Origin of the sequence: Paraburkholderia sp. SOS3 (assembly GCF_001922345.1) — a bacterium.
In the GTDB taxonomy this organism is placed as follows: Bacteria; Pseudomonadota; Gammaproteobacteria; order Burkholderiales; family Burkholderiaceae; genus Paraburkholderia.
In genome coordinates, this window is record NZ_CP018812.1 from 1,418,161 (window position 1) to 1,430,324 (window position 12,164).

The following is a 12,164-nucleotide window of genomic DNA, read 5'->3' on the forward strand; positions in this document are numbered from 1 at the left end:
GGGCGGGAAGATCGACCTGAATCCATGATTTCAGTTTTCGACGTAATTCACAGCCCATGCTTCTGATCGAACGGAACCAATGAAATATTTCACCCACGAGTGCAGTTTCGATATCCCCAATCTTGCGGAAGACCGCACGGTCAACGCGCTCACTTTGCATTGCCCGATTACAGGTTCGCCTTTCCAGGTCGTGGTTAGCCGGGACGAACTGATCGGCGGAGAAGATCTGGTGGTTTGCATCAAGCGCCAGGTACGCATGATGACGCGTCATGTATCCAACTTTCGCGAACTTGCGCGACGCGAGATATTCCGGAATTCAAATGGACTGCAGGCGCTCGAGATTGAAAGTGCATTTCGGCAAGCCAATTCGAACTATTACCAGGTACAGGCGGTGATCATTACGCGGCCGCCATCACTTCTGGTGCTGACGCTGTCAAATCAAACGCCACTGCGCGAACCGCATCGCGAAACATGGGCAACGATCCTTGACACGTATCGGCTGAGGGAAGTTATTCAACAGGGCTGACGATACTGGTCATTGCCGAAGTATTCCATTGGGTTCCTAACGGATAAAGAAAAGGATGGGACTTCTTGCTGCTGCTCGTATCCACGACACGTTCACACACACTTCTCTGTTCGCTCAGATACTGAAAGTGGCCGCGAGCGTCGGCGCAGGGTTGCTCGTCGGCCTCGCTGTCGGGGCGGCGGCGGCGCTCATTGTCGGGACTGGAGGGTTGGGTGCGATTGTTCTGGGAGCCGTTGTCGGTGCGGTGATCGGCGTCATGGCGGACGCCGCGACTTCGGCCTTTACCGGGAAGGGTTCTCTCGAGCAATATTTGTCAGATATGGCAAACGAGGTGATCGACAGTTTCATACCGGGTAAAGTCGAGGGAGCGATCGCAACAGGGTCTCAGGATGTTCTTATCAACGGTCAGAGGGCGGCGCGCGCAGCCGGTGTCATGGCTCCACCGCTTTCTCCAGGCGTTGAGCCGCAATCTGTCGCCGACATATTCACGGCCACCGACCTTGATTTCGTGGGTTGCTCGAACCATCCCTCACCGCACGGTGAACATATGGCAGAGGGCTCGTCGAGCGTTTTTATCAACGGCCACCCCGCCTCGCGCATCAAGGACAAGACAACATGTGATGGTTCTGTGAACACTGGGTCGCCGAACGTCAGCATCGGCGGTGAAACCGTGGCGGTTCGCGAGATCAGGTCCGAGATGCCGCCGTGGCTGGCCACGGTGGCAAAGTATGCAGGCCTCGCGATCGCATTGTGTCAGGCCGTACGAGGTAAGGGGCCGCTGGCCAGTAAGGTCGCCTGTTTCGCGATGAACTTCGCAGTTAACGCGGTTGCCGGAGAGGTAGTGAACGCGGCAGCGAGGCGAATGACTTCCGGTCGTGTCGGGCATCCGGTGCATTTGCCAACGGGAGCGAAGTTAATCGACGGAGACGAAGACCTCGATTTCACGCTGGATGCACCCATTCCGGTGATATGGCAACGTTTCTACAGCAGCCTGGACCCACGCAGCGATGGGCCGCTCGGGAAAGGCTGGAGTTTGCCCTACAGCGTGGAATTGAACCTGTGGGTAAGCGACGGCACGCATCCACACGAATGGATCGACGCGCAAGGCAGGCGTACGCGTTTGCCGCATTTGCGTCGAGGCGAAAAGACATATAGCCGAATCGAGGGGATGACCTTTGCCTGCACGTCGGGTGGCCACTGGATGGTTGAGCACGACGATGGTCTTTGCATGGATTTTGGTCAGGCCACGGCTGAGGAGACGAAGCAGTTTCTTCGGCCTTGGGTTATTGAAGACCGCAATTCGAATCGACTTTATTTGCGTCACGATGATGAGCGCCGGCTTGTTGGCCTCGCGACGATGTCGGGACACACGATCGTTCTCGCATACGATGCGATACACCGGCGGCGCGTTTCAGAGGTGACGCTGCATATGGAAGGCGAGGCGCCCATATGCCTCGCGCGCTACGCTTATTCGGAAGCGGGCCAGCTTGCCGCAGTTCGCAATGCAGCGGAGCAGATTACGCGCGAATACGGCTACGACGCCGACGGACGAATGATCATGCATCGCTTGCCCGGAGGACTTGCGGCGTTCTATCGGTGGGAGCAGTTCGAGAGAACCGGGTTGGCACCGGAAAGCGGGCCAGAGGTCGGCGAGGCGCGAATTGTCGAGCACTGGAGCGATGCAGGAGATCGATACCTGATCGCTTACGATTTCGAGGCTCAAACAACCTTCGTGCGTGATCATTTGGGACGGGAGACCCGTTGCGTCTGGAACGAGGCATACCTGGTGACAGCACACACCGATGCCTTGGGTCATACGTGGCGATTCGGGTGGAGTGGTTCGCGGGAACTGTTGTCGATGACGGATCCGATGGGCGCGGCGACGCGAATCGAGTATGACGATGAACGGGGTCTTCCCACTCGCGTGATCAACGCCATTGGGGAGGTGACTGAGATCGCATGGCATCCGCGATGGGCTGAGCCCGTGTGCCTTACCTCGGCGGACGGCAGCCGATGGCAATACGAATACGATCGGTTAGGCAATCGGGTGGCGCAGATCGATCCGCTGAAGCAGCGGACGGAGTGGTGCCTGAACCGTGCGGGACAGCCGGTAGCCCGGATCGATGCGCGTGGCGGAATGAGCCACTTCGGTTGGGATCGTTTACATCGCCTGATGGCAAGCACGGATTGTTCAGGGAATACGACGCGGTTGACGCACGATGGCAGGGGACGGATGGTGGAAATCCGCGACGCGTTGGGCCACGGGTCGTATTACGGTTACGATGCGTTGGACCGTATTGTGCGAGTAAGGCATCCAGACGGTAGCGAAGAATGCTATGCGTGGCAGCTTGCCGGCCTTGTCTCGCATAGGGACGGTGGCGGGCGGGAAACCCGATTTGCTTACGACAAGCTAGGGCGTGTCGTAAGCCGGCGCGACGGCAATGGTCATGAGGTGAACCTGCAGTATGACGCAGCGGGTAACCTGAGCCGGCTTATCAACGCCAGTGGCAAGCAATATCGTTTCGGCTGGGATGCCGCAGACCGGCTGATGGAACAGGCAGGTGTCGACGACGTCTTGACGACATATCAGCGCGATGCACTTGGCTACCCAAGCGCGGTCTGTCAGGGGGCAGGGACAGCAGAGCAGGTGACTGTGCGGTTTGAGCGTGATCGGCTAGGGCGCCTGACGCTCAAGACCACACCTCTGACGGAGACGTCCTATCGCTATGATGCCGGCGGCTACCTGATAGAGATCGCTCGCCGCGATGCACAGGACAAGCCAATAGATCGTATCGAGTTGAAGCATGACGCGCTGGGCCGCCTGCTTAGTGAGTGTACCGAGTGGTCAGGGGAACCGGCGCGGTGCTCGAAGTTGGAACATGGCTACGATGAACTCGGCAACCGTACCTCGCTGCAGCTTGCTGACGGGCATCGGCTTGAGTGGATGTATTACGGGAGTGGGCACTTGCATCGTGCGACCCATGATGGCGAGGTTGTCAGCGACTTTGAGCGCGACGCATTGCATCGGGAGGTGGCACGCACGCAGGGGGCACTAACGCTTCGGACGGCGTGGGACAGTCGCGGGCGACGCGTGGGTCGCTGGACTGGCGGCCGAAGGCAAGCGGGTGAGTGGGGGCGTTTCGCCAGGGGAGAGGACTCGCTTGCAAAGGCATTTGCGTATGACGCAAGCGGGGAATTGATCAAGCGACTTGATCCTATAGCGGGAGAGTTGCGCTTCGCCTACGACCGAAGCGGGCAACTGTTGCGATGCGAGGGCGTGCCGCAGGTTGGCGTATTGAATGAGCAGTTTGTGTACGATGCGGCCGCCAATTTGTTGGCGGCCGGGCAGGTGGGGCGTATCGAGGGTAACCGGCTGGTCATGTCTGGGGATAGCCGGTTCCGATATGACGGACACGGCAGGCTGGTCGAGAAACTAAAGGGTTCGCATACACGGCAAAAGCTCTTCTGGAATGCAGAGCATCAGCTCGAAGCGGTGGTGACTGTTCGACATGGTGTGGAGCAGCGGGTGCGCTACTGCTACGACGCATTGGGCCGGCGCGTATCGAAAGAAGATGCGTTTGGGGAAACGCGTTTTCTGTGGGACGGGTTGAGGTTGTTGCAGGAGGCGCGTGGGTACCGTGAAGCGACGTATCTGTATGAAGGCGGGAGCTATGAGCCATTGGCGCGCATCGATTCGGTACGTGAGGATGGTCAGTGGTTGTGGCGTGCGTATGAGCAAGGGGAGGGAAGGCAGACGGAGGCCACGGCGCGCGCGCCAGCGCAGATCTATCATTTCCACACGAATTCGAGTGGGGCGCCGGAGGAACTGACCGACAGGCATGGGCGGGTGGTGTGGCGAACGCGGTATCGCGCCTGGGGCAATGTGGTGCTGCAGGAGTATGGGCGGGAGTTTGAGCCGGGGCGACGAGGCGAGGTCGAAAAGCCGCTGCCGCAGTCGTTGCGGTTGCAAGGGCAGTACGAAGACGCTGAGACGGGACTGCACTACAATCTTTTCAGATATTACGATCCGGATGTCGGGCGGTTTGTTAGTCAGGATCCGATTGGGCTTCTGGGCGGATTTAATCTGTATCAATACGCGCCCAACCCGGTGCAGTGGATTGATCCGCTGGGGTTGTCTAGTGTCTGCTGCTGCAAAGGCTCGTACGGCGGAGCAAAGCAAGCTTCGCAATACCTCAAGGACGCGGGTGTTCCGAGAGCGCGGAGAAAGGAGATCATGGAGTCGTTCGATGTCGGAACGATCGATATGCGTAACGCTGGAGCCAGCGAGTACGGCCTTCGCTACTACGATGAAAGCAAAGCGTACGCAAAAGGCCGGTATTTGTTCGAGACATTCCCAGCAAGCCGTGAATCGTTGGCGGTCAAGCCAGAGTGGAACGATATGACCAAGATTCAACAATGGAATGTCCGGGAAGGTGAACCTATGATCGAAGGCCGGGCTTCAGCACAGGGTCCGTGCCTACCAGGTGGACAGGTTCAGAAATTCATCCTCAACTTGGACGCGCTTAGTAAACCATGACCAACAAAAAGGATGCGCTCTTGGCAGAGCTAAAGGCTGTTATTGCCGAGGTGTCGCAACTCACCGATAGAGACGGCGTATCGGCAGAGCAACGGGGATACGTGCTCACTGTGCTTGGCGGCTATGTGGACTGCCTCGAACATGACCCGCCGACTGCGACCGATTGCAATCGAGTTGCGCGCATGGTGGTCGAGTACTGGCCTATGAATTTAACGGCTGGTGAACGTGTAGTCAGCGTCGAACAGAAGTTGCGCGGGTTCTACGGCCCAAAGAAGTGAATCTCTGGCGGCTCCGTTGCGGGGCCTTTGTTTATTCAAACGGTCGTGATCGCCAGCGGCGAGAAAATCGCATCCAGGGAAAAATTCCGTGCAGTGAAGTGCGAGCAGGCTGGAAGCCTTGATGGACAGGGGATTGCGGCGTATACGCGGAGTGGGTGCGTCGGGATAAAAAGTTTATCAATACGCGCCTAACCCGATCAGCTGGATTGATCCGCTTGGGTTGATGTGTGGAGTAACCGCAAAGCAGGCGGGCAAGGAACTGGATGCCGGTGCAAAGAAAGTTACTGTATCGTCGCGCTCGGAAGCTGAGAAATTATTTATGGAGCGCTATCTCGGTCACGATTATAAGAACATGACTGGGGAGAGCGGACCATCGACGAAAAACGTAATGGACTACCTAACTGGTAAATCTACGAAGAATGGTACATACCACTGGGATGATGTTATGGACCCGCTGAATCCAGGGCGAGTGATGGGGCATGGCCCAGAGAATGTGGATGGAGCTTTACCACATTTGCAAATTCATCAATTAGATGGTGATGTTATTCACGTCTTTTTTCCTTGGGGAAGCTAATGAATATCGACTCTAAAAAGTTTAAAAAGCTTTTGCAAGGGCATATTCTTGTTAAGGAACTAGTGTCGCAAAGTTCTTTAGAAAGGACATGGGTAGAAGTCAAATTGAGCGAAAATGATCGACTGGCTTATCCGTTGAGGACGCCACCGAATGCCATGCTTGGCGGTTCGGTATATGAGCAAGCTTGTTCGCCTGAAAAGGCATCGTTCAAATTGCGATATGCAACGTTCTCAGCGAGTGACATCGCTAATGGATTCGATCCTAATTACGATAAAGTGGGGCCGTATATTGATATTCCGTCTACCTCCGCATTAGAAGATTATTTTGTAAGGGAAAATTTGGATTTGGAGGGGTTTGTTGATTCTGGATTGACAGATTATCCGATGTAGTAGACAAACAAAGGATAATACCCCCGTCCGGTAAGCGGGATCAGAAGTAGAATTTCCAGCAGAGGGAGTTCTACGCAATGAAGAAGTCGAAGTTCACGGATAGTCAGATCATGGATGCGCTCAAGCGCGCAGAAGCTGGCGTGGCGGTGCCGGAGATTTGCCGGGAGTTGATCGACACGATTGCGCTGCTGCATCAGTGTCAGCGGGAAGTGAAGACGGTGCATCACGCGGGCGAGACGATGGAATACATCGAGGTGACGCTGGCCGATATTGAAGCGGCGAACCGGATCGTGCATGAAGTGCTCGGACGCTCGCTCGATGAGTTGCCGCCGGTGACGCGCAAAGTATTGGAAGCGATTGTTGAGGCGGTGAAGGCGAAGCCATTGCCGCGCGAATCGGTGCGTTTCAGTCGTCGGGAAGTGCGCGCGTGGACGGGACAGAGTGACACGCAGGCGCGCGCGCACCTTGATCGACTGGTGGAGCTTGAATATCTGCTCACGCATCGCGGCAAGCGCGGCCAGAGCTTCGAATACGAGTTGATCTATGACGGAGACGGCAGCGATTCCACGCACCTTGCCGGGCTGATCGACACGGCTACGATTCAAAGTTCGCGGGGTAAAAATGGTCAGTTCGCGGGGGCAACGCGGCCCCAAAACGCCCCCATATCGGCCCCATCGCGGGCTGCGCCAATTCCCGCTGATGCCGATGAAATAAGCGCGATGGCGGAATCGGATGAAGACGCGCGAGAAATGCACTTCTGCCCGGATAAAAATCCGGGCTTCGTCGTACCGTACCCGCAGGAGCACGTCTGATGGCTTACACGCCGGTGCGTCCGAACAAGCGGGTGAAGGGCCGCAAGACGGCGGCCTATAGTCGCCGCAAATCGCGGTTGACAGTAGAGGCAGACGTGCTGCCGGATTGGCAGGCGTATCTGCACGCGCACGCGCAATGGCTGCGGATGATGGCGTATGCAGAAAGCACCGTCACGACGGGTCATCGTGCGTTGGTGGACTTCGTGCGATGGTGTGGGGTGCGTGCGCTCGATGGCCCGCAGCAGTTGACAGTAAAAATCGTGGAGCAGTATCAGCGTTCGCTGTATCTGTATCGCAAGGCCAACGGCGAGCCGTTGTCGGTGAAGGGTCAGGTGGTGCGTTTGCAGACGCTCAGGCGCTTCGGGCGGTGGCTGGTGCGCGAAGGTCATCTGCCGTTCAATCCGCATCCGAGCTGGTGATGCCGCGTATCGGGCAACGCATCCCGCGCTCGATCCTGTCGGTGACGGAGATCGAGGCGATGATGGCGCAGGCGGATGTGAGCACGCCGATTGGATTGCGTGATCGCACGATCATCGAGGTGTTCTACTCGACGGGTTTAAGGCGCTCGGAGATGGCGCACTTGCAGACATGGGACATCGAGCATGCGCGACGTCTGGTGCTGGTTCGCGAGGGCAAAGGCCGGCGTGACCGGGTCGTGCCGATTGGCGTGCGCGCGTTGCAGTGGCTTGATCGATATCTGCTTGAGGCGCGCGAAGCGCTCACCACGGGCGGGCATCATGCGATGTGGGTGACGGACTTCGGCGAGCCGATGGAGGCTTCGTATCTGGCGCGTATCGTGAAGCGGATGATGGAGGCGACGGGAATCCGCAAGGCGGGATCGTGTCACCTGTTGCGACACGCGATGGCCACGCACATGCTGGACAACGGGGCGGATACGCGCTTCATCCAGGCGATGCTTGGACACGCGTCGCTGGCAACGACGCAGATCTACACGATGGTGTCGGTGGAGAAGTTGAAGCAGATTTATGCGGTGACGCATCCGGCGCGGGGCGATGGGGTGATGCGCGAGCCGGATTACGTGGATGACGCAAAGGCACCCATGCGCAAGCTGCGGCCGCTTCTCTCTTAGCCGCTATTGAGGCGGAAGCGGACAACGAAGGCGAGCCAGAAAGTGAATGACGAAACACCGGCGCTCTTGCCCGCGTGATCGAGCGTTGAGAGGTAGAAGAAAGTGCGGCCCGTTGGGCCGGAACGCACGAAGGGCCGGGGGTAAATGCGCTGCGCGCATTTAACATAACGCAAAAGCCAATTAGCGCATTCCGGCGTGTGGGCCAAAGCCTCGAGGAACGGCTCGCCGCTGGCCCACACGCCGGAATGCGCTAATCGGCGTTATGTCCGGGGCCCCCGGCCCGAGGGTGTGCTTCGCAAGAAATAGAACAGTGGCCGCGAAGCGGCCATGAACTGGAAGAACGAATAAAAGCAAATCCAGTGCGCTAATGCGCAGTCGTCCAGCGCCGCGTTCGCGGCGGGATCAATGAAAAGTCAAAGTCAAAAGCGAGCGGCTAAGAGGTGGCAGCGATGCGCCTGCGCGGGTGTGGAGCGTCGGTGCGCGTGTGCCCTGTTCCGCCGCGTCTGCCGTCTGTCGTCGGCCTGCGGCCGCCGACAGCCGTCAGTCACGGCGGGATGATGGAGAGCAAGGGCTATACTCGCGCGCATGAAACGATTTGGACTACGATTGGCCGCGTCTGGTGCGGGCGAACTGCTTCGCTGGCTTTGTGCGCGCTCGCGTTGTTATGTGTGTTCGCTGGCAACGGACTGTTGCCGATGGTGGCGCAGGATGCGCGTCTGGGGAATTTTTTTAGTTCGGCGGCAGGCGTCGGGCTGGAAGGCTTGCCAGATAAGGAGTTGCGGCTCGCGCGCGGGGCAGATGCGTCGAAGGAAAAAGTTTATCAATATGCGCCGAATCCGATACAGTGGATTGACCCGTTAGGGTTGCTTGTTCGTCAGCAGCAGGAGCTCTTCAGAGATTGAAGGGTATGAGCGTCGCTCAGATCGAAAAGGCCATAGCGAAGGACGGGCTCACGAAGACCAAGGACAATGGGAAAAACGCGACGTGGAATCACGCGGATGGCTCGGAGGTCAGAATCCACAAATACGGCAATCAAAACCCGAGTGGATACAAGTCAGGGAATAATGCTCACGTTCATAAGCAAGACCCATGTAAAAACCGGTTGAGCGACCGAGGAATAACGACGATGGACGGTGACGAAATGCACATTGGAATTCGAAACCCCGCCGATCTTCCTGCTGTTCGCGGACGCCCTCATGGTGACGGAAGCTGATTATGAGTTACGAATATTCAATCAGATTGGATAGTGGTAAGCACAGCGCCGACAACGTTATGAGTGAGTTGAGGCGAGGCCCGATCATCGTGTATGAAAAGGACAATTGCATCGCGCTCAAAGATCCGAAATCTCTCAATACATGGGCGTACGATCTGAGAGTGTTCAAGGTAGGCGAGAATGAGTTGCTTCTGGAAATCACGAATGCAACCAATGACCTATATGAGTCCATTCGATCCGCATTACCTTCAGGCTACTCAATCACTGAGGTAGAGGACGAGGACGAACTCTCTCTGGCACAGATATTCCGGTTGATCTGAGACGAAGGGCCGCTGACGCGGCCGTTCGTGTTTCTACTCGGCGGTAATGATCAGCCGCCCCTGTTCAACGTTGATCCTTACGCGCTGCCCTGCTTCAAATCCTGCCTGCTCGATCCATCGTCCGGTAAGCTTGAGCCACGGAAAACACGGCGGTTCGGATCGCTGCCAGTATGGTTTGTTCGAGTGGCTCTCGCGCTGCGACTGCTGAACGGTTACGAAGCGTTCCGTAACGTGTGGGCGTGCTTCAAGATTGGCATCAGCCATGATCAACCCCCTTGATGAGTTGGTCAGTGGTCGTGGCGTGCGTATGAGCAAGGGGAAGGAAGGCAGACGGAGGCCACGGCGCGCGCGCCAGCGCAGATCTATCACTTCCACACGAATTCGAGTGGGGCACCGGAGGAACTGACCGACAGGCATGGGCGGGTGGTGTGGCGAACGCGGTATCGCGCCTGGGGCAATGTGGTACTGCAGGAGTATGCGGGGGAGTTTGAGCCGGGGCGGCGAGGCGAGGCCGAAAAGCCGCTGCCGCAGTCGTTGCGGTTGCAAGGGCAGTACGAAGATGCCGAGACGGGACTGCACTACAATCTTTTCAGATACTACGATCCGGATGTCGGGCGGTTTGTTAGTCAGGATCCGATTGGGCTTCTGGGCGGATTTAATCTGTATGCGTATGCGCCGAATCCGGTCAGCTGGATTGATCCGTGGGGGTTGAGTTGTGGATCGACCGGTAAATTCGAATCAAGAAATGCTGCATTCAGAGCAGCCAGGAGGGATGCTCAGATACCAGTGAGCCAGAAGCCAGAGATGGTTTTCAATCAAAAAAATCAAAGAATGCAGCAGTACGATCAAGTTATGATGACGGATAGAAATGGTAATCCTGTGTTGAATCCATCAACAAAGCAGCCTGTTTGGACAAGGGAGTACCATTACACAAATTCTGATGGTTCCAAGATTGTCATTCAGGACCATTCTGTCGGGCACGAATTCGGGCAAGGTGGAGTTGGCGATCAGGGGCCTCATCTAAATGTAAGGCCATACGATAATACTAGAACAGGTAGTGTCCCGGGAACCTTGGATCATTACGGTTTTTAATGATGGGTGGCATACGATGTATTGGACTGATTTGCCCTGCAATGAGTTGATGCGGCGTGTTTTCTCTACGCCGCCAGAGGTTGGTTATATTGATCTCTTTGACATAGAAATGAAAAGGGATGGCCCAACCATAACCATTAATTTTGATATAATTGACACTTTGCCTGACAAGCCTCCGGAAAAATGGGGAAAGGACTTTAATCGTTGCCGGATTGGACTTTATTGTGCTGGCGTGACGGGTGTCTCTATTTCAGGGATATTGACAAGTATGTCTGCAAAGATAGAATTTTATCTGAGAGAAGGTAATAATAGGGTAATAATCAATGGCAATGACTTTAGTATAGATTTTATGTGCCAGCACATCCATCTTACCGGACCATCGGTATATCTTAGTAAGTAAGGAGTATCTGGTTTGTAGTTGTATCAAGGGCCGCGTGTGCGGCCCTTGATACGTTCGGTCAGCCAAGGTCCGGCATGATGATCAGTTGTTATAGCGGTAATCGATGCTGAAGCTGACCCGCTCACCGGGTTTGAAGCCGGCGGTGGCGAGCCAACGGTCGGCGATTTCCATCCATGGAAAATACGGTGTGTCGTCTGGCTGCGTAGGACCGGGATCAGGGGTGCGTCGCAGGATGCCTCTGCTGTCACCTTCCGGCATAAAGGAGCCGGGTATTTCCGGCATATAGGCGCCAGCAGAAGTGGGTAGAAGCGAGCATCTTGGTGGGTTCAAGAATGGACGGTTTGGCTGCCGTTTGCAAGGTTCAAGTGGTGCTCCGGAATATGTCGTGGGCTTCGATAGGAATGACCGTCGAGCACCAGGCAGTAAGCGTTGTGGCGCAGGCGGTCGAGCGTGGCCGAGGCGAGCAAACGATTGGCCGGGAACGCTTGATCCCATTCGGTCAGATCGAGGTTGCTCGTGACGATGGTGGACGCCGCCTCGTAACGTTCGGCGATCAGTTCATGCAGGTCCTCGTCGGCGGGCGGACTTCGGGTACCTGCAGATCGGCTCCAACGGCGGCAACCTGTTCTTCCAGCTCGTCAATGCCTGCTACGAACGCTGCGCGATCATCCTGACGTCCAACCGCAGCTTCGGCGAGTGGGGTGATGTGTTCGGCGATAGCGTCGTCGCCGCGGCGTTGCTCGACCGGCTGCTGCACCACGCGATCGTCGTGCAGATCGAGGGCTCCTCATATCGCCTGCGCGAACACGCCGATCTGTTGCCTGAACATCTTCGCAACCGAACCTCTTCCCTGAATCCGGCACCTGCCGAACCGCCACGCCGGCGTCCCGGCCGCCCCCGAAGGAGCTCACCTGATCACGTCGACGGCTGATC

12 protein-coding genes and 4 pseudogenes are annotated in these 12,164 nt (G+C 56.8%); 13 read left to right on the forward strand and 3 right to left on the reverse strand.

The window, feature by feature from the left end; all coding sequences use genetic code 11:
• The first annotated feature begins 79 nt into the window (after window positions 1–79).
• The 9 genes and pseudogenes from BTO02_RS26280 (at window position 80) to BTO02_RS26320 (ending at window position 9,108) form a co-directional block, all read left to right on the forward strand.
• A complete protein-coding gene (locus BTO02_RS26280; protein ID WP_075160069.1) occupies window positions 80–526 on the forward strand; it encodes a DcrB-related protein in 447 nt (148 codons plus the stop codon).
• A 55-nt stretch (window positions 527–581) separates the two neighbouring features.
• The gene (locus BTO02_RS26285; protein WP_075160070.1) at window positions 582–5,063 is read left to right on the forward strand and encodes an RHS repeat-associated core domain-containing protein; all 4,482 of its coding nucleotides are present in this window, start codon (window positions 582–584) and stop codon (window positions 5,061–5,063) included.
• Entirely contained in the window at window positions 5,060–5,341 is a 282-nt protein-coding gene (locus tag BTO02_RS26290; RefSeq protein ID WP_075160071.1) for a hypothetical protein, read from the forward strand. The genes BTO02_RS26285 and BTO02_RS26290 overlap by 4 nt, the downstream gene beginning before the upstream one ends.
• 223 nt (window positions 5,342–5,564) lie before the next feature.
• Window positions 5,565–5,915, forward strand: a complete 351-nt coding sequence (locus BTO02_RS26295) for a hypothetical protein (RefSeq protein ID WP_198039323.1) — start codon at window positions 5,565–5,567, stop codon at window positions 5,913–5,915.
• A complete protein-coding gene (locus BTO02_RS34475; RefSeq protein WP_156883987.1) occupies window positions 5,915–6,304 on the forward strand; it encodes a hypothetical protein in 390 nt (129 codons plus the stop codon). Before BTO02_RS26295 ends, BTO02_RS34475 begins: the two co-directional genes overlap by 1 nt.
• Before the next feature lie 77 nt (window positions 6,305–6,381).
• Window positions 6,382–6,471 (forward strand): annotated as a pseudogene (locus BTO02_RS35545) (transposase); the annotation flags it as partial.
• 644 nt (window positions 6,472–7,115) lie between these two features.
• Window positions 7,116–7,535: a hypothetical protein gene (locus BTO02_RS34860; protein ID WP_075160072.1), complete on the forward strand. Its 420-nt coding sequence runs from the start codon at window positions 7,116–7,118 to the stop codon at window positions 7,533–7,535.
• Window positions 7,535–8,206 (forward strand): tyrosine-type recombinase/integrase, encoded by a 672-nt coding sequence (locus BTO02_RS26315; protein ID WP_075160073.1) that lies wholly within the window; start codon window positions 7,535–7,537, stop codon window positions 8,204–8,206. Before BTO02_RS34860 ends, BTO02_RS26315 begins: the two co-directional genes overlap by 1 nt.
• 440 nt (window positions 8,207–8,646) lie before the next feature.
• Window positions 8,647–9,108 carry a hypothetical protein gene (locus BTO02_RS26320; RefSeq protein ID WP_156883988.1) on the forward strand — a complete coding sequence of 154 codons (462 nt, stop codon included), beginning with the start codon at window positions 8,647–8,649 and terminating at the stop codon, window positions 9,106–9,108.
• Between the two features lie 664 nt (window positions 9,109–9,772).
• On the opposite strand, the gene BTO02_RS26335 is transcribed toward BTO02_RS26320, so the two are convergent.
• A complete protein-coding gene (locus BTO02_RS26335; RefSeq protein WP_075160077.1) occupies window positions 9,773–10,003 on the reverse strand; it encodes a SymE family type I addiction module toxin in 231 nt (76 codons plus the stop codon).
• A 78-nt stretch (window positions 10,004–10,081) separates the two neighbouring features.
• On the opposite strand from BTO02_RS26335, the pseudogene BTO02_RS35665 reads away from it, so the two are divergent.
• The 3 genes and pseudogenes from BTO02_RS35665 to BTO02_RS35675 form a co-directional block, all read left to right on the forward strand.
• Window positions 10,082–10,453, forward strand: a pseudogene (locus BTO02_RS35665) (RHS repeat-associated core domain-containing protein); the annotation flags it as partial.
• 189 nt (window positions 10,454–10,642) lie between these two features.
• A pseudogene (locus BTO02_RS35670) lies at window positions 10,643–10,831 on the forward strand (HNH/endonuclease VII fold putative polymorphic toxin); the annotation flags it as partial.
• Window positions 10,832–10,880: 49 nt separating this feature from the next.
• Window positions 10,881–11,231, forward strand: coding sequence for an immunity 50 family protein (locus BTO02_RS35675; RefSeq protein WP_442953523.1), 351 nt, complete (start codon window positions 10,881–10,883; stop codon window positions 11,229–11,231).
• 81 nt (window positions 11,232–11,312) lie between these two features.
• Here BTO02_RS35675 and BTO02_RS34480 read toward each other — a convergent pair whose 3' ends face one another.
• Both BTO02_RS34480 and BTO02_RS26350 read right to left on the reverse strand, forming a co-directional pair.
• Window positions 11,313–11,513: a hypothetical protein gene (locus BTO02_RS34480; RefSeq protein ID WP_156883989.1), complete on the reverse strand. Its 201-nt coding sequence runs from the start codon at window positions 11,511–11,513 to the stop codon at window positions 11,313–11,315.
• 44 nt (window positions 11,514–11,557) lie between these two features.
• Complete coding sequence (locus tag BTO02_RS26350) at window positions 11,558–11,797, reverse strand: ATP-binding protein (protein WP_332262284.1); 240 nt, start codon at window positions 11,795–11,797, stop codon at window positions 11,558–11,560.
• A 17-nt stretch (window positions 11,798–11,814) separates the two neighbouring features.
• Between BTO02_RS26350 and BTO02_RS26355 the strand changes: the two are divergent.
• Window positions 11,815–12,162 (forward strand): annotated as a pseudogene (locus BTO02_RS26355) (ATP-binding protein); the annotation flags it as partial.
• Window positions 12,163–12,164 lie beyond the last annotated feature (2 nt).